Annotated in this window: 14 protein-coding genes; 8 read left to right on the forward strand and 6 right to left on the reverse strand. The window is 64.7% G+C overall.

Going from position 1 to position 18,288, the window contains the following annotated elements; genetic code table 11:
- Positions 1-81: 81 nt before the first annotated feature.
- The 5 genes from QCE62_RS11745 to QCE62_RS11765 form a co-directional block, all read right to left on the reverse strand.
- A complete protein-coding gene (locus tag QCE62_RS11745) occupies positions 82-1,476 on the reverse strand; it encodes a type 1 glutamine amidotransferase (protein WP_309917948.1) in 1,395 nt (464 codons plus the stop codon).
- Positions 1,477-1,623: 147 nt separating this feature from the next.
- Positions 1,624-3,381: a cation:proton antiporter gene (locus tag QCE62_RS11750; protein ID WP_309917951.1), complete on the reverse strand. Its 1,758-nt coding sequence runs from the start codon at positions 3,379-3,381 to the stop codon at positions 1,624-1,626.
- A gap of 183 nt (positions 3,382-3,564) precedes the next feature.
- Complete coding sequence (glnK, locus tag QCE62_RS11755) at positions 3,565-3,903, reverse strand: P-II family nitrogen regulator (RefSeq protein WP_086969848.1); 339 nt, start codon at positions 3,901-3,903, stop codon at positions 3,565-3,567.
- 138 nt (positions 3,904-4,041) lie between these two features.
- A complete protein-coding gene (locus QCE62_RS11760; protein WP_309917954.1) occupies positions 4,042-6,096 on the reverse strand; it encodes an NAD(+) synthase in 2,055 nt (684 codons plus the stop codon).
- A 61-nt stretch (positions 6,097-6,157) separates the two neighbouring features.
- The gene (locus QCE62_RS11765) at positions 6,158-7,300 is read right to left on the reverse strand and encodes a GNAT family N-acetyltransferase (protein WP_309917957.1); all 1,143 of its coding nucleotides are present in this window, start codon (positions 7,298-7,300) and stop codon (positions 6,158-6,160) included.
- Positions 7,301-7,476: 176 nt separating this feature from the next.
- On the opposite strand from QCE62_RS11765, the gene QCE62_RS11770 reads away from it, so the two are divergent.
- Positions 7,477-7,782, forward strand: a complete 306-nt coding sequence (locus QCE62_RS11770) for a GIY-YIG nuclease family protein (protein ID WP_309917960.1) — start codon at positions 7,477-7,479, stop codon at positions 7,780-7,782.
- Between the two features lie 60 nt (positions 7,783-7,842).
- Here the strand turns inward: QCE62_RS11770 and ppa are convergent, their stop codons facing one another.
- Positions 7,843-8,370, reverse strand: a complete 528-nt coding sequence (gene ppa / locus QCE62_RS11775; RefSeq protein WP_309809382.1) for an inorganic diphosphatase — start codon at positions 8,368-8,370, stop codon at positions 7,843-7,845.
- Positions 8,371-8,608: 238 nt separating this feature from the next.
- Between ppa and QCE62_RS11780 the strand changes: the two genes are divergently transcribed.
- The 7 genes from QCE62_RS11780 to urtD all read left to right on the forward strand — a co-directional run bounded on the left by QCE62_RS11780 (position 8,609) and on the right by urtD (position 18,033).
- Entirely contained in the window at positions 8,609-10,048 is a 1,440-nt protein-coding gene (locus tag QCE62_RS11780) for an aldehyde dehydrogenase family protein (protein ID WP_309917963.1), read from the forward strand.
- Positions 10,049-10,089: 41 nt separating this feature from the next.
- Positions 10,090-10,866: an SDR family oxidoreductase gene (locus QCE62_RS11785; RefSeq protein ID WP_309917966.1), complete on the forward strand. Its 777-nt coding sequence runs from the start codon at positions 10,090-10,092 to the stop codon at positions 10,864-10,866.
- A 193-nt stretch (positions 10,867-11,059) separates the two neighbouring features.
- A complete protein-coding gene (locus QCE62_RS11790) occupies positions 11,060-12,376 on the forward strand; it encodes an MFS transporter (protein WP_309917968.1) in 1,317 nt (438 codons plus the stop codon).
- Positions 12,377-12,943: 567 nt separating this feature from the next.
- The gene (gene urtA, locus QCE62_RS11795) at positions 12,944-14,257 is read left to right on the forward strand and encodes an urea ABC transporter substrate-binding protein (RefSeq protein WP_309917972.1); all 1,314 of its coding nucleotides are present in this window, start codon (positions 12,944-12,946) and stop codon (positions 14,255-14,257) included.
- 96 nt (positions 14,258-14,353) lie between these two features.
- The gene (urtB, locus tag QCE62_RS11800) at positions 14,354-15,958 is read left to right on the forward strand and encodes an urea ABC transporter permease subunit UrtB (RefSeq protein WP_309917976.1); all 1,605 of its coding nucleotides are present in this window, start codon (positions 14,354-14,356) and stop codon (positions 15,956-15,958) included.
- A 3-nt stretch (positions 15,959-15,961) separates the two neighbouring features.
- A complete protein-coding gene (urtC, locus tag QCE62_RS11805; protein WP_309917978.1) occupies positions 15,962-17,167 on the forward strand; it encodes an urea ABC transporter permease subunit UrtC in 1,206 nt (401 codons plus the stop codon).
- Positions 17,164-18,033, forward strand: coding sequence for an urea ABC transporter ATP-binding protein UrtD (urtD, locus tag QCE62_RS11810; RefSeq protein WP_309917981.1), 870 nt, complete (start codon positions 17,164-17,166; stop codon positions 18,031-18,033). Before urtC ends, urtD begins: the two co-directional genes overlap by 4 nt.
- The last annotated feature ends 255 nt before the right edge of the window (positions 18,034-18,288 follow it).

Raw genomic sequence — 18,288 nt, forward strand, 5'->3', positions numbered from 1 at the left:
CAATCCGGCGTCCTTCAACGTACAAAGCCCGCTCACCTGGAGCGGGCTTTGTCTTGTCGGCACTGGAACCGTACGGCCGGCTCAGAAACGCGTCTCGCGCGCCACGCGCAGGAAGGTATCGAGCAGCGGCGTGCAATCGAGCAGTTCCGCACCGCCCGCGCGATGGAACTCCGGATGCCACTGCACGCCCACGACGAATGGCGCCTTGCGATAGCGCACCGCTTCGATGATGCCGTCCGACGCTGACACCGCCTCGATATTCAGGTCGCGGCCGAGCGTCCGCACCGCCTGATGGTGGATCGAATTGACGAGGGCGTCGCGTTGGTTCGGAAACATGTTGGCGAGCGTCGAGCCGTCCGGAAAGCGGATGGCGTGCCGATGCTGGTCATACTGCTCGTTGACGTGCACGCCGGCCATCGGGACCTCGGTGGCGATGTCGCCGTAGAGCGTGCCGCCGAACGCCACGTTGATCAGCTGGCAACCCCGACACACGCCCAGCACCGGCTTGCCCGACTCGACGAACTCATGCAGCAGTTCGAGCTCGTACATGTCGCGCACGCGGTCGCCGGGCCATTCGGGACGCGTCGTGACTTCCTCGTAGGATTGCGGCGAGACGTCGGCGCCGCCTTGCAGCAGCAGGCCGTCGAGATGCTTCGCGTAGTCGCGCAGACGGATATTGCTCGTATGCAGCATGCCCTGGTTGCCGACGGTCGGAATCATGAAGACCAGCACGTCGCGCGACATCACCCAATGAGCGATGGATTCCTCCAGGTATTGCAGCGTCTTGCCGCGCAGCCCCTTGGCGCCGGGCTCCGGGTGAAAGATCCGTGCCGAGACGCCAATCCGCAAGGTGCGCTGCGTGACCCGCTGCCCTGCCCGGTCGAAAATCTGGCGCGCGCGCGCCGCGATGATGCGGCCAAACACCGACCACGCCGAATCCGACTGCTTCAGGTACGCAGGCTGCGGCTGCGTGGCAGCCGCGTCGGGCACAGGCGGAACATTGAGCTTGCTGAAATCCGGCGCCTCGGCGATGCCGGAAGGAAAGCCGGCGGTCGCCGGCGGCGCGGTGCGGCCAGTGGGCGAGTCTGAAGACGCCGACTGGGCGTTCGTGGTGCGTGTGACTTCGGCTTCCGCTTCCGCTTCTGTCGCCGCCTCGAGGTTCTGCGCGAGACTCGACCTGGCATCCGCCGGCGCAGGCTTCACGTGAACCGCGGCTGCCTGCGCGTCGTCACGGCGGGCCTTCTGGGTATCGACGGGTTCGAGGTTCGCCGCGCTGGAAGGCGCATCCGTCGACGCGCGTTCAGTGGCGCTGGCGGCCGGCCCGGGCGCCGCAGCAACAGCCGCGGCTTCCGGCGGCGCCGTGAGATTCGCACCGCGCGAGGCGTCGTGCTGCAAGCCGCCCGCTGCAGAAGAACCCGCGCCGCTCGTGCGCCCGTCTGGAGTGGTGCTGCCTTTGGAGGTGTTGTTATCGCTCATTCCGATGTCGGACGCCCGCGCGCCTTGAAAGAATGGACAAGCCCCAATTATCCGCCAGTGAAGCATCTGCGGCAAACCGGCACACAATTGGTCACATTGGCTCACATTCTCCCGGGCGCCCGTAATACTCCATCGAGCGAACCGGCATCAGTGCTCGCGCGGTTCCTCGAAGGTTTCGCGCAAGGCGATCTGCATCGTCGCGTGAATCTTCACGCACCAGCGCCACAGCACCGTCAGCAGGAGCGCCGCGCACAGCAGCACGGCGATCATCAGCCCGAACGGCGGCAGGATCGCGCCCGACAACGCGGCCACCAGCAGGAACACGCCGAACATCGCGACGATCGGAATCAGCCCCGAGATCGCCGAGCGGATCGCGCGCGTGAAGCGTCCCGCCTTGGCTGGCTGCACGCTCACTTCGGCCAGCAACAGCGCGAGCGATTCGAGCTTGCGATACACCGCCACCAGGAACGGCATCGCCACCACCAGCGCGGCGCTCCACAGCACGACACGCTGCGCATTGTCGGAGTCGAGCCAGCGCGCGAGTTGCGCGAACGCAAACGGCGCCGCATACGACGCGCTGATGAAAATCGCCGCGACGAGCGCGAGATTGACCGCGATCTGCAACACGATGCGCTTGCTCATCGAAAACAGCGTCGGGCCGCCGGAGCCGGTCGTGAGGCTCGCGAGCCATTGCGAGTACAGCCCGAACGTGTTCGACAACGGTGCGGGCATCGCGCGGGCCACGCGCATCGTCAACGGATCGGCGGCGCGGATCAGATAGGGCGTGAACAGCGTGGTGAGCGCGGACACGGCCACCGCGATCGGATACAGGAAGCCGCTCGTGACCTTGAGCGACAACCCGAGCGACGCGATGATGAACGAGAACTCGCCGATCTGCGCGACGCTCATGCCGACGCGCATCGACGTGCGTCCGTCCTTGCCCGCGAGAAAGGTCCCGAGCCCGCACGAGACGATCTTGCCGAACACCACCGCGACCGTGATGACGGCGATGGGCCAGGCATAGTCGACCAGCACGGTCGGGTTCAGCAGCAGGCCGATGGTGACGAAGAAGATGGCCGAGAACATGTCGCGCACCGGCGCGATCAGATGCTCGATGCGCGCGAGATGCTTCGACTCCGCCATGATCGCGCCGATCAGGAAGGCGCCGAGCGCGATCGAATAATCCAGCTTCACGACCAACAGGCAGAAGCCGAAGCAGAAGCCGAGCACGGTGACGAGCAGCATCTCGTCGCTCTTCGCGCGCGCCACGTAGTTGAGCGCCCGCGGCACCGTCAGGATGCCGACCACCAGCGACACCGTCATGAACAGCAGCAGCTTGCCAAGCGTCGCGAACGCGATGCCGGCGCTCACCGAACCCGTCTGCGCGATGCCCGACAGCAGCACGAGCATGGCAATGGCGAGAATATCCTCGACGATCAGAATGCCGAACACGAGCTGCGCGAAGCCTTCGCGTTTCATGTTCAGCTCGGACAGCGCCTTCACGATGATGGTGGTCGACGAGATGGCGAGCATCGCGCCGAGGAACAGCGAGTCCATCGCGTTCCAGCCGAACCAGCGGCCGATCTCGTAGCCGATCCAGATCATCAGCACGATTTCCGAGAGCGCCGCGACGAACGCCGTTGCACCGACCTTGAACAGCTTGCGCAGACTGAATTCGAGCCCGAGCGAGAACATCAGGAAGACCACGCCGAGTTCGCCGAGCGTCTGGATGGTGGCTTCGTCGTGAATGAGATTGAACGGCGGCGTGTACGGCCCGATGATCACGCCCGCCACGATGTAACCGAGCACGACCGGCTGCCGCATGCGGTGGAACAGCACCGTCACGACGCCCGCGATGGCCATGATCACCGCGAGATCCTGAATGAACCCGATCGCATGATGCATTCAGCGAATCCTTTCAAATATGTAATCGATCACCGATGTTACCGCACGGACGGTGAAATCCTGCGGTCGGGCAATAAATTGGATGAACGGCGAAAGACGGCGCGCATTCCGCGAGCGTGCGCAGAACGGCTGAAGAAAGGCTCGCGCGAACGGCGAGCCCTGAAACCGGAAGAACCGCGGCGCTCAGACTGCCGCTTCGTTTTCCTCGCCGGTGCGGATACGGATCACGCGCTCGACTTCCGCGACGAAGATCTTGCCGTCGCCGATCTTGCCGGTGCGCGCGGCGCCGATGATCGCATCGATGACCTGGTCGGTCTGGTCGTTGGCGACGACCACTTCGATCTTCACCTTCGGCAGGAAGTCCACCACGTACTCTGCACCGCGATAGAGCTCCGTGTGTCCCTTCTGACGGCCGAAGCCCTTCACTTCCGTGACCGTGAGGCCGGTGAGGCCCACTTCGGCGAGCGCTTCACGCACTTCGTCGAGCTTGAAGGGTTTGATGATGGCGGTGATGCGTTTCATGGCGTGCCTCGCATGGAGTTCGGTTCAATGGATTCGAAAGAGGTCGTGTCCCGCGCGGGACAGATGATTTCGATTCTAGCTGCGTTTCATCGCGCAAGCGGTCCGGTAAACCGCGAGGTGCAAGAAAACGCGTCGCCGCTATTCGGTGACAGGCACGCGCTCCAGGTCCTTGAGCCAGACGGTGGCCTGCGAATCGCTGGGCGCGCGCCAGTCGCCGCGCGGCGAAAGCGAGCCGCCCGAGCCAACCTTCGGCGCATTCGGCACGCATGACCGCTTGAACTGACTGGTGCGGAAGAAGCGGTCGAGAAAGATCTTCAGGTTCTTGCGGATGTCGCCGATGCCGTACTGATTGCGCACCACCGCAGGGCCTTCCGGCCAGGCGCCGGCATCGCGGTCGCGCCATGCATGCAGCGCGAGGAATGCCACCTTCGTCGGCGCAAAGCCGAAACGCAGCGTGTAGTACAGGTTGAAGTCCTGCAACTCGTACGGGCCGATGACGCTCTCGGTCTTCTGCTCCACCACGCCGCTCGTCTTGCCGGGGATCAGCTCCGGACTGATGTCGGTGGCGAGGACGTTCTCAAGCACGTCGCTGCCGGTGCTGCCGATCTGTCCCGACTCCGCCACCCAGCGCACCAGATGCGTGATCAGCGTCTTCGGCACGCTGGCGTTGACGTTGTAGTGCGACATGTGATCGCCGACGCCGTAGGTGCACCATCCGAGTGCCAGCTCGCTCAGATCGCCGGTGCCGATGACGATCGCCTGATTGAAGTTGGCGAGCCGGAACAGATGGCTCGTGCGCTCGCCGGCCTGCACGTTTTCATAAGTGATGTCGTACTGCTCGGCGCCGGTGCTGTGCGGATGACCGATGTCGGACAGCATCTGCACGCAGCTCGGCCGGATGTCGATTTCATTCGCCGTGCAGCCGATCACCTCCATCAGTTCGCGCGCCTGGCTCAAGGTGCGTTCGCTGGTGGCGAAGCCCGGCATCGTGTACGCGAGGATGTTCGCGCGCGGCAGGCCGAGCCGGTCCATCGCCTTCGCGCACACCAGCAGTGCATGGGTCGAATCGAGTCCGCCCGAGATGCCGATCACGACCTTCGACATTCCCGATGACTGCAAGCGTTGCAGCAACGCCTGCACCTGGATGTTGTAGACCTCGTTGCAGCGTTCGTCGCGGCGCGCGGCATCGGACGGAACGTAGGGGAAGCGCTCGACATGACGTTCGAGCGGCAGCTTGCTGTCGGCGGGAAGCGCGAGCGGAAATTCGATCACGTCGAAGCGCGCGACTTCGTCCGCATGCCGCTGCGTCGAGCGGCCGAAGGTGGTCTGGCGCATGCGTTCGCGCGAGAGCCGTTCGAGATCGACATCGGCGAAGATCAGATGCGAGTCGCGCGAGAAGCGCTCCGACTCGGCCAGCAACGCGCCGTTTTCGTAGATGAGACCCTGGCCGTCCCAGGCGAGATCGGTGGACGACTCGCCGTCGCCCGCCGACGTGTACAGATACGCCGCGACGCAGCGCGCCGACTGCTGGCTGACGAGCTGATGCCGGTACGCCGACTTGCCCACCACGATATTCGACGCCGACAGGTTCACGAGCACGGTCGCGCCCGCGAGCGCCGCGAAGCACGACGGCGGCACCGGCACCCAGACGTCCTCGCAGATTTCCACATGGAACCGGAACAGCGGCAGGTCCCTGATCTGGAACAGCAGCGACGCGCCGAACGGCACGTCCTGGCCGCACAGACGGAGCGTGGCGGTGGTCGCGGCATCGGCGGGACTGAACTGGCGCGCCTCGTAGAACTCGCCGTAGTTCGGCAGATAGCTTTTCGGCACGATGCCGCGAATGAAGCCATCGGCGATGACGATCGCGCAGTTGAACAGCTTGTGCTCGACGCGCAGCGGCGCGCCGACGATCATCGCGAGATTGAGTCCCTTCGAGGCGTCGAGCAGCGTCTGCAATGCGTCTTCGCAGGCATCGAGCAACGCGCGCTGATGAAACAGGTCGTCGCAGGTATAGGCGGAGAGGCCGAGTTCCGGAAACGCGACCAGCACCGCGCCGCGCGCCGCGGCTTGTCTCGCGAGTTCGAGGGTCTGCGCGGCGTTGAATTCCGGATCCGCGACTTTGCAGGCCGGCACGCCCACTGCGACGCGCGCGAAGTCGTGGCTATACAGGTTGAAGAAGTTTCTGTTCATGGTCGATCTGAACGGGTGGGATGCCGGACGCCGGACACGGTATGCCCGGCCGATTATCGCATCAGGTCTTCTTTCTGAACGGCGTATGCGCCTCCAGCTCCTCGATGTGCTGGGTCATCGCCTCGGTTTCGGCGTCGAGAAACTCGGAGATCGCATGGGCGAAACGCTGGTCGGCGATCCAGTGCGCGGACCACGTGGGCGTCGGCAGCAGCCCGCGCGACATCTTGTGCACGCCCTGCGCGCCGCCTTCGAAACGCGCCAGCCGATGCTCGATGCAATAGGCGATGCCCTGCATGTAGCAGGTCTCGAAATGCAGTCCCGAGATGAACTCGCGCGTGCCCCAGTAGCGGCCATACATCGTGTCGCCGCCGATCATGTTGAGCGCGCACGCGAGCCGCTGGCCGTCCGCTTCGGCGATCACGAGCAACATGCTGTCGGGCGCGTCGGCATGGATGCGGCCGAAGAACTCGCGCGTCAGATACGGCGCGTTCCAGTGCTCGCGATAGGTGTTGTCGTAGCAGTCGTAGAAGAAGTCGAGCGCGCCCTGATCGATCTGCGCACCGCGCAGCCAGGTGTACGTGACGCCCGCTTCCGTGACGCGCCGACGATCCTGCTTGACCTTCTTGCGCTTGTCGTGGCTCATGGTCGCGAGGAATGCGTCGAAGTTCGCATAGCCTTCGCCGGGCGCGTTTTCCCAGTGGAACTGCACGCCCTCGCGCAGCATGTAGCCCGCGTCGGTCAGCGCCTCGACGTCCTGTGCCTCCGGAAACAGCACGTGCAGCGACGACAGTTCGAGCTGGCGCGTCAGTTCGATCGCACCGCGCGCCAGCATCACGCGTTCCTCGTGATGCGCCGCGATCAGGCGCGGACCCGTCACCGGCGAGAACGGCACCGCCGACAGCGCCTTCGGGTAATAGCGCAGGCCGTGGCGCTCGAAGGCGTCGGCCCAGGCGTGATCGAAGACATATTCGCCGCGCGAGTGCGACTTGAGGTACAGCGGCATGACGCCCGCGAGGGTGTCGCCGCGCTTCAGCAACAGATGATGCGCGCGCCAGCCGGTACGCTTGACCGCGCAGCCGGTGTCCTGCAACGCGGCAATGAACGCGTGGCGCACGAACGGATTGTCGCCGGCGAGCCGGTTCCAGTCGTCGGCCGGGATGTCTTCGAGCGTATCGACCACATGAATTTCGACTTCGCGATTCAACAGGCTACCTCGCTGGAATATCGATGAGCGCGCGCCACGCGGCCGCGCGCGCCCGAAAGCGGCTATTCTCGCGCAACTCGCCACGCCTCGCCGAAGCCGGTTTGAGCGTTGCAGCGCCCCGCCCCGATGCTTTCAGCCATAATGCGCGGCACATACCCTCCCGCCCGGCGAACGCAATGCCCTGGTTCCTGTATCTGATCGAATGCGCTGACGGCAGTCTCTACACCGGCATCGCCACCGACGTCGAAGCGCGCTTCGCCGCGCACCTGAGCGGCAAGGGCGCGCGCTATACGCGGGCGCGAAAGCCGCTGCGCGTGATGGCGTCGTTCGAGCTGACGGGCCGCTCGGAAGCGTCGCGCGCGGAATACTTCGTCAAGCGGCTGACGCCGCGGCAGAAGCGCGAATTGATCGAAGGCGGGCGCACGCTGGCATCGGTGGTGCCGCGCGTCGAGGCGACCGTCGATCTCGAAGACGGCGCCTGAAATGCAGACGGCCGGCGCCTGTGAGGCGCCGGCCGTCGTTTGCTGCTTCGAAAAGCGCGCTTACTTGCCGTAGTTCGCGATGCCTTCCGAGATTTCCTTGTGGGCGGCTTCGATGCCGTCCCAGCCCTCGACCTTCACCCACTTGCCCTTTTCGAGCGCCTTGTAATTCTCGAAGAAGTGCTTGATCTGATCGCGCAGATACTCGGGCACGTCTTCGATCGACTTGATGTTCGCCGTCATCGGGCAGACCTTGTCGTGCGGCACGGCGAGCAGCTTGGCGTCGACGCCGGATTCGTCGGTCATCTTCAGCATGCCCAGCGCGCGCGAGCGGACCACGGAACCGGCCAGCAGCGGAAACGGCGTGATGACCAGCACGTCGACGGGATCGCCGTCGCCCGAGAGCGTCTGCGGAATGAAACCGTAATTCACCGGGTAGCGCATGCCTGTGCCGACGAAGCGGTCGACGACGAGCAGGCCCATGTCCTTGTCGGCTTCATATTTGACCGGATCGCTTTGCGCGGGAATCTCGATGATGACGTTGAAATCCTGCGGAAGATCCTTGCCGGGAGGTACGTTGTTGAAGCTCATGAGCACTCTCTGGAGAAGTTGAGGTCGCAAAAAGGTAAATGCGGGAATCGCACGGGCGGCCGGGAGAACTGCCTGCCCCGCTTGCCGCACATGGCCATGCATGGCGGCGTGTGATCACTTCATTATAGCCAATCGGGCATCGCGGCCCGGCCGGTCCGGGTTGGCGCGATAATCGGTTACGGCGTTGCAGGAAGCAGCGAATTCCATTCACGACACAAACACCCATCGGGAGACACGCATGGAAGAAGCGAAGCATTTCATCAATAACCGCTTTGTCGCGCCGTCGGTCGGCGAGACGATTCCCGTGGTCGATCCGTCCGACGGCCAGATCTTCGCGCAGATTGCGCGCGGCACGCCCGCCGACATCGATCGCGCCGTGGCCGCCGCCCGCGCCGCCTACGAAGGTCCGTGGGGCGCGATGAGCGCCGCCGAACGCGGCCGCATCCTCGCGCGGCTGTCCATGTTGATTGCGACCTGCCACGAGGAGATCGCGCAGATCGAGGCGCGCGACACCGGCAAGCCGCTCAAGCAGGCGCGCGCCGACGCCACCGGCATCGCGCGCTATTTCGAGTTCTACGCCGGCGCGGCCGACAAGCTCCACGGCGAAACTCTGCCCTATCAGTCCGGCTACACCGTGCTGACGATCCGCGAGGCGCATGGCGTCACCGGGCACATCGTGCCGTGGAACTATCCGCTGCAGATCTTCGGGCGCAGCGTCGGCGCGGCGCTTGCGACGGGCAACGCGTGCGTCGTGAAACCGGCGGAGGACGCGTGCCTGTCGCTGCTGCGCGTGGCGGAACTGGCCGCGGAAGCGGGCTTGCCGGACGGCGCGCTGAACATCGTCACCGGCTACGGACATGAAGCCGGCGCGGCGCTCGCGCGGCATCCGGGCATCGATCACATCTCGTTCACCGGCTCGCCCGCGACCGGCGCCGCCGTCACCAAGATGGCCGCCGACAACCATGTGCCGGTCACGCTGGAGCTCGGCGGCAAGTCGCCGCAGATCGTCTTCGCCGACGCGGATTTCGACGCCGCGTTGCCCGTGCTCGTCGCCGCGATCGTGCAGAACGCCGGGCAGACGTGTTCGGCGGGCAGCCGCGTGCTGATCGAGCGCGCGGCCTATGAGGCGCTGCTCGAACGGCTGGCGCAGGCCTTCGCGGCGCTGCGGGTCGGGCCGAGCAAGCTCGACCTCGACTGCGGTCCGCTGATCAGCGCGAAGCAGCAACAGCGCGTATGGGATTTTCTGTCCGATGCGCAGCACGACGGCATCGCGATGGCCGCGCACGGAGAAGTGGTCGGCGACGCGCCGGAAGCCGGCTTCTATCAGGCGCCGACACTGCTGCGCGACGTCCCGCCGAGCCACCGTCTCGCGCGCGAGGAAGTGTTCGGTCCGGTGCTCGCCGCCATGGCCTTCGACGACGAAGCCGAAGCGCTCCGGCTCGCCAACGGCACGGACTATGGCCTCGTGGCCGGCATCTGGACCCGCGACGGCGCGCGCCAGATGCGGCTTGCGCGGCGCGTGCGCTCGGGTCAGGTGTTCATCAACAACTATGGCGCGGGCGGCGGCATCGAGTTGCCGTTCGGCGGCGTGAAGCATTCGGGACACGGCCGCGAGAAAGGCTTCGAGGCGCTGTACGGCTTTACGACGCTGAAGACCATCGCGATCCGGCACGGCTGAGGGCTGCATCCTTTGCAGGGTTCACATCGGGAGACAAGGACATGCGACTGCAAGGCAAGACAGTGATCGTGACGGGCGGCGGCTCGGGATTCGGCGAAGGCATCGCGAAGACGTTCGCGCGCGAAGGCGCGAACGTGGTCATCAACGACCTCAACGGTCCCGCCGCCGAACGCGTGGCAAGCGAGATCGCGCTGACGCCGTCGCTGGCGGGCGCGCATGGCCGGGCGATCGCCGTACCGGGCGACGTGACGAAACGGGAGGACTGGCAGGCATTGCACGATGCGGCCATCCAGGATTTCGGCAGCGTGCAGGTCGTCGTCAACAACGCGGGCACCACGCATCGCAACAAGCCCGTGCTCGATGTGACCGAAGCCGAGTTCGACCGCGTCTACGCCGTCAACGTGAAGAGCATTTACTGGAGCGTCGAGCAGTTCGTGCCGTACTTTCGCGAGCAGGGCGGCGGCGCGTTCATCAATGTGGCATCGACGGCGGGCGTGCGGCCGCGTCCCGGACTCGTCTGGTACAACGGCAGCAAGGCGGCGGTGATCGTTGCCAGCAAGGCGCTTGCCGTCGAACTGGGCCCGGACCGCATCCGCGTGAACTGCATCAATCCGGTGATGGGCGAAACCGCGCTGCTCTCCGAGTTCATGGGCATGGAGGACACGCCGGAGAACCGTCGCAAGTTCCTCGCCACCATTCCGCTCGGCCGGTTCTCGACGCCGCAGGACATCGCCAACGCGGCGCTTTATCTCGCTTCCGACGAAGCCGAGTTCATCACCGGCGTCGCCCTCGAAGTGGACGGCGGACGCTGCGTGTAAAGCGCGCTGCGCGCGTCGTGCCGGGCGTCTGCTCCGGCGCGGCGCGCGTTGCGAACCTCCGTGCTTTCCCTAGCGAAAACAAGCGCTTGGCGTGCAGGCCGAAGGGCTAGAATCCTTACGCGCCTGTAATCGCAAACGGACCGGTTCCGCACCGTGTGCCGCGCACTAAAAAACCATAAAGGAGACAAGCACCATGGCCAGCACCGCCAATCCGATGCCTCGCCCCGGCGCCGGCGCGCCGTCCGCCTTCGAGGAGGCAACCTATCGCAAGGTGGCATGGCGGCTCTCGCCGCTGCTGTTGCTCTGCTACGTGGTCGCCTATCTGGACCGCGTCAACGTGGGCTTCGCCAAGCTCCAGATGGCCGCCGACCTGCAACTCTCCGACGCCGTGTACGGCTTCGGCGCCGGCATCTTCTTTTTCGGCTACTTCATCTTCGAGATTCCGAGCAACGTCATCCTGCATCGTGTGGGGGCGCGCGTGTGGATCGCGCGGATCATGATCTCGTGGGGCATCATCTCGGCGCTCACGATGTTCGTCACCACGCCGACGATGTTCTACGTCATGCGCTTCCTGCTGGGCGCGGCCGAAGCCGGCTTCTTTCCCGGCATCATCCTCTATCTGACCTACTGGTTTCCGGCACGCCGGCGCGGCCGCATGACGACGCTGTTCATGACGGCGATCGCGCTCTCGGGGCTGATCGGCGGGCCCATCAGCGGCTGGATCATGACGCACTTCGACGGCATGCACGGCTGGCATGGCTGGCAATGGCTGCTGCTGCTCGAAGGCATTCCGTCGGTGCTGGTCGGACTGGTGGTGCTCGCGAAGCTCGATGACCGCATTGCGAAGGCTCGCTGGCTCAGCGCGGAAGAGCGCGAACTGCTCGAACGCAACATCGCCGCGGACAATGTCGAGAAGGAGGACATGCCGCTCGGCAAGATCCTGTCGAGCCCGAAGGTGTGGCTGATGAGCCTGATCTACTTCTCGTTCGTGATGGGTCTGTACGGCGTGAGCTTCTGGCTGCCGACCATCATCAAGTCGATGGGCGTGTCCGACGCGCTGCATGTCGGCCTGCTCTCGGCGATTCCGTACGGTGCGGCGGTGATCGGCATGCTGTACGCGGCCCGCAGCGCGGACCGCACTGGCGAGCGCCGCTGGCATATCGCGATTCCGGCGCTGCTCGGCGCCATGGGGCTGGTTCTGTCGGTGGTGTGGACCGGTAACACGACGCTCGCGATGCTCGGGCTCACGCTCGCCACGATGGGCATCCTCACGACGCTGCCGCTGTTCTGGAGCCTGCCAACGGCGTTCCTCGCCGGCACGGGCGCGGCGGCGGGCATCGCGATGATCAATTCGCTCGGCAACCTGGCGGGTTTCCTGAGCCCGTATCTGGTGGGCTGGCTCAGGCAGGCGACGGCGTCGAACGCGAGCGGGATGTACATGCTCGCGGGATTCATGGTGCTCGGCGCGGCGCTGGCGTTGAGCGTGCCGGCGCGGATGGTGAATCGTTAGGAGTGTAGGCGGCGGGCGGCACGACTGCCCTGTCTTTGCCCCTCCCGCCTCGCCCCTCGCCCGCCGGCTCACGCGCGGCGTTCTCGTTTCTGAAGCGTCGCCTCACGCGGCCAACCCTTCTTCGAATGCGACCGCGGCGTTCACCGCCGCAAGCGGAACTTGGTAGCGTGCCGCCACTGTGCTCTTGTCGCCTTCCGCAACGAAGGCATCGTGAAGTTGTTTGGCCGACGCCTTGAAGCGTCGAGTCCCTCGATGATTCCAGCCATTCGCCAAACGGAGATTTCCGAAAAGTCACCTTCACGGCCACCCGGCGATCGCGCCTGAAGGCACCCACGGCTCCGCCCGCATCCCATTACAGACTCGCATCCGCGCACCGCAACGATGCACGCCACCCCGCTCGTGCACCAAAACCCCGCCCCGATCACCCGTCCGTCCGCGTAAAAGCTTCCCCCGATTTCCGCCAGAGGCTTGCTGCCCGGGCATTTCGCCCTGATTGGCATAGCCCTTGCAATTTACGGGAGCAATCGACATTGCGCACACAACCATATCGGCAAGGGGAACACACTCATGAAACGTCGCAGTCTGCTGAAGCTCGGTTCCATGTCGGGCGCGCTCGCCCTCGCGGGTCAGCTTCCCATTTCGAAAGCCCAGGCCGCGCAGGGAGACACCGGTCCGATCAAGGTCGGCATTCTGCATTCGCTCTCGGGCACCATGGCGATCTCCGAGACGTCGCTGAAGGACACGGCGCTGATGACCATCGCCGACATCAACAAGAGCGGCGGCGTGATGGGCCGTCAGATCCAGCCGGTGGTCGTCGATCCCGCGTCGAACTGGCCGCTGTTCGCCGAGAAGGCGCGCCAGCTGCTGACCCAGGACAAGTGCGCTGTGGTATTCGGCTGCTGGACCTCGGTGTCGCGCAAGTCGGTGCTGCCGGTGTTCGAGGAACTGAACGGCCTGCTCTTCTACCCGGTGCAATACGAAGGCGAAGAGATGTCGCGCAACGTGTTCTACACGGGCGCCGCGCCGAACCAGCAGGCGATCCCCGCCGTCGAGTACCTGATGGGACCGGAAGGCGGCAACGCCAAGCGCTTCTTCCTGCTCGGCACAGACTACGTGTATCCGCGCACGACCAACAAGATCCTGCGCGCGTTCCTCCATTCCAAGGGCGTCAAGGATGCGGACATACAAGAGGTCTACACACCGTTCGGACATAGCGACTATCAGACCATCGTCGCGAACATCAAGACCTTTGCCCAGGGGGGAAAGACGACTGTCGTCTCTACGATCAACGGCGATTCCAACGTACCGTTCTACAAGGAGCTCGGCAACCAGGGCCTGAAGGCGACGGACGTGCCGGTGGTTGCGTTCTCGGTCGGCGAAGAGGAGTTGCGCGGCATCGACACCAAGCCGCTCGTCGGCCACCTTGCGGCCTGGAACTACTTCATGTCGGTGAAGAACCCGAACAACTCGAAGTTCGAGAAGGAATTCTTCGCGTATGCACAGGCGCAGAACCTGCCGGGCGGGAACAAGCGCGTGACGAACGATCCGATGGAAGCGACCTTCGTCGGCATCCACATGTGGAAGCAGGCCGTCGAGAAGGCGAAGAGCGCCGATGTCGACAAGGTGCGCGTCGCGATGATCGGCCAGACCTTCCCCGCGCCGTCCGGCTTCACGCTGACGATGGACGGCAATCATCACCTGCACAAGCCGGTGATGATCGGCGAGATTCGCGGCGACGGCCAGTTCAATGTCGTGTGGAAGACCAAGACCGCGATCCGCGCGCAGCCGTGGAGCCCGTTCATTGCCGGCAACGAAGGCAAGCCGGACGTGGTCAGCTCGATCCCGTCGTTCCTGCGCCGCCAGCGCGTGCGCGCCGCGTGACGCATGGCGTGTCGATGATGTAAAGCAGGTCGTCTGAAGCACAGGCCGCGCGTGCCCGACTCGCGCGGCCTTCGAAGTCTCACCAGAAAGGCCAACATGACCGGTTCCCTCGTGCGCATCCTGTGCGCACTGTGCATCGCGCTCACGCCGTTCGCGGCTCATGCGCTCACTCAAGAAGAACTCGCGCCGCTCGCGGGCGACGATTTCGAAGCCAAGGCCGCCGCGATCGACAAGCTCATCGCTCAAGCGGATGCGCCTTCGGTTGCCGTGCTGAACGCGCTGTCCGAAGGCACTGCCGTCGCGACCGACGACGGTCATGTCTATCTCCAGACTGACGACGGCAACAAGGACCCGCTCACGGGCAAGGTGGTCGAAGCGCCGGATGCGCAGCCGATCACGCTGAGCAATACCCTGCGCAGCAAGGTGTCGGGCGCGCTGTCCGGCCTGCAGCTCGCCTCCGCCGATACCGCGAAGCGCCGCGATGCGATCGCCGCGCTGCTGAAGAGCCCGGACCCGGCGATGAAGCCGCTGATCGATCGCGCCCGCGCCATCGAGAAGGATCTTGAATTGAAGAAGCGCCTCGACACGCTCTGGGCGATGACCGCGCTGCACGATCCCGACGTGAACAAGCGCCTGGAGGCGGCGCAGCTCGTGGCAGCCCGGCATGACCTCGACATGTACGAATTGCTGCGCCCGATCGTCGCGAAGAAGGCCGACGGCAGCTGGAACGAGCCCGATGAGCGCGTGCGCGGCGCGGCGCAGGAAGGCATTTACGCGCTGGACTCGATCCAGCGCCGCAGCGAGATTTTCGGCACGTTGTTCGCGGGGCTGTCGCTCGGCAGCGTGCTGCTGCTCGCGGCGCTCGGACTGGCAATCACGTACGGGCTGATCGGCGTGATCAACATGGCGCACGGCGAGTTCCTGATGATCGGCGCCTATGCGACCTATGTCGTGCAGAACCTCGTCCAGCATTACGCGCCCGCCGCGTTCAACTGGTATCCGCTGTTTGCGGTGCCGGTGTCGTTTGCCGCGGCGGCGCTGGTCGGCATCGTGCTCGAACGGCTGGTGCTGAAGCATCTCTATGGCCGTCCGCTCGAAACGCTGCTGACGACCTTCGGCATCAGCCTGATTTTGATCCAGGCGGTGCGCACGCTGTTCGGCGCGCAGAACGTGCAGGTGACCAATCCGTCGTGGATGAGCGGCGGTGTCGCCGTGATGCAGAACCTGATCCTGCCGTACAACCGTCTGACGATCCTCGCCTTCTCGCTGATCGTCGTGCTGATTGCGTGGGGCGTGCTGACGAAGACGCGTCTCGGCCTGTTCGTGCGCGCCGTGACGCAGAACCGCCGCATGGCCGCGTGCGTCGGCGTGAAGACGGCGCGTGTCGATTCCTATGCGTTTGCGTTCGGCGCGGGCATCGCCGGTTTAGGTGGCTGCGCGCTCTCGCAGATCGGCAACGTGGGACCGGATCTGGGCCAGAGCTACATCATCGATTCGTTCATGGCGGTGGTGCTGGGCGGCGTGGGCCAGCTGGCGGGCACGGTGATCGGCGGCTTTGGTCTCGGGCTGGTCAGCAAGGCGGTGGAGCCGTTCTGGGGCGCGGTGCTCGCGAAGATCGCGGTGCTGGTGCTGATCGTGTTGTTCATCCAGAAGCGTCCGCAGGGCATGTTCGCCCTGAAGGGCCGCAGCGCGGAGGCCTGAGTCATGAACGCCACGACCAATCTGTCCGCCAATCTCGACGTCGCGCCGCAACCCGACGCCGACGCCGCCCGCGCCGGCTTCGCGCTGGGCCTGCCGCCGCGCGCCGCGCTGTTGCCGCGCCGTGGCTGGATCGCGCTGCTGGCGCTCGTCATCGCGATGGGCATTGTCGTGCCGGTGTCGGCGCTGGTGCTCCCGGAGACGAGCACGTTCCATCTGTCCGCGTATGCGATGACGCTGGTCGGCAAGCTGATGTGCTATGCGATCGGCGCGCTTGCGCTGGATCTCGTGTGGGGTTACTGCGGCATCCTGAGCCTGGGCCATGCGCTCTTTTTCGCGCTGGGCGGCTATGCGATGGGCATGTACCTGATGCGCTCGATCGGCCGCGAGGGCGTGTACAAGAGCGACCTGCCCGACTTCATGGTGTTTCTCGACTGGCACAAGCTGCCGTGGTACTGGGAGGGCACGGAGCATCTCTGGTATGCGCTGCTGCTGGTGGTGCTGGTGCCGGGCGTGCTGGCATGGGTGTTCGGTTTCTTCACGTTCCGATCGCGTGTGAAGGGCGTGTATCTGTCGATCATCACGCAGGCGATGACGTTCGCGGCGATGCTGCTGTTCTACCGCAACGAGACGGGTTTCGGCGGCAACAACGGCTTCACGGACTTCAAGCGCATTGCGGGATTTCCGGTGGTGCATGCGGGCACGCGGACGGCGTTGTTCCTGATTACGTTCGCGGTGCTGGTGCTGGCGTTTCTCGCGGCGCGCTGGATTGTCACGTCGAAGCTGGGACGCGTGGTGACTGGCGTGCGCGATGGCGAGACGCGGCTGATGTTCCTTGGCTACAGCCCGCTTGCTTACAAGCTGTTCATCTGGACGGTGTCGGCGGTGTTGTGCGGGATTGCGGGGGCGCTGTATGTGCCGCAGGTGGGCATCATCAATCCGAGCGAGATGTCGCCGGCGAACTCGATCGAGATGGCGATCTGGGTGGCGGTGGGCGGACGCGGCACGTTGATCGGGCCGATCATTGGTGCGTTTGCGGTGAATGGTGCGAAGAGCTTTTTCACGGCGTATTTCGCGGAGTACTGGCTGTTTTTCCTGGGCCTGATTTTCACGCTGGTGCCTTTGCTGCTGCCCAACGGCATCATGGGACTGATTGAACTTGCTCGCCGCAGGAAGGCGCATGGCGTGGCACAACCGGAGGCGGCGGAATGACCGCGCACAATGCGTTGATCGTGGATCTTCCGCCGCTGCCGCAACTGGACGAGCGCACGGGTTTGAATGGGGTGGCGGGGCTGGGGCATGTGCTTGCGCCGGGGGAGATCGACGTATCGCACGGCACGATTCTGTATCTGGAAGACGTGACGGTGAGCTTCGATGGCTTTCGTGCGTTGAACAAGCTGACGTTGTCGATCGATGTGGGTGAGTTGCGTTGTGTGATCGGGCCGAATGGCGCGGGCAAGACGACGATGATGGACGTCATCACGGGCAAGACGCGACCTGACGATGGCCGCGTGTTTCTGGGACAGACGCTGGATCTGACGCGTTTGTCGGAGCCGGTGATTGCGCGTACGGGGATTGGGCGCAAGTTCCAGAAGCCGACGGTGTTCGAGAATCATCCGGTGTGGGAGAACCTTGAACTGGCGATGAAGACGGACAAGCGGTGGTTTGCTTCGCTGCGGGCGCGGCTGGATCGGCAGGCGCAGGCGCGGATCGAGGAGACGCTGGAGTTGATTCGCCTGCAGCATCAGGCGACGCGGCTGGCGGGGGAACTGTCGCATGGGCAGAAGCAGCGGCTGGAGATCGGGATGTTGCTGATGCAGCAGCCGGCGTTGTTGCTGCTTGATGAGCCGGCGGCGGGGATGACCGATCATGAAACGATGGAATTGGCGGAGTTGTTGAACACGCTGCGGGGTTCATGTTCGATGATGGTTGTGGAACATGACATGGAGTTTGTTGCTGCGCTTGCGGGGGAAAGTGGGAAGGTTACTGTCATGGCAGAGGGCAGTGTTTTGGCCGAAGGGACATTGGATTCCGTCAAGCGTGACGAGGCCGTGATTGAGTCGTATCTGGGAAGGTGAAGGTGTTCGTTTGCCCGCGCTTCTATGGACTTCCCGCCTTCGCGTCGGTCTATTGGCACTGCCCCTCCCCGGGGCGGGGTCTTCGCTCTGGTCCTTCGCGTGAGTGTTTTGTGTTCGCCAGCGCTTCCATGGACTTCCTGTGTTCGCGTCGGTCTGTTAGCACTGCCCCTCCCCGGGGCGGGGGTCTTCGCTCTCGTCCTTCGCGTGGGTTGCTTGTGTTTGCCAGCGCTTCCATGGACTTCCTGTGTTCGCGTC

Source organism: Caballeronia sp. LZ033 (genome assembly GCF_031451265.1).
Taxonomy (GTDB): Bacteria; Pseudomonadota; Gammaproteobacteria; order Burkholderiales; family Burkholderiaceae; genus Caballeronia.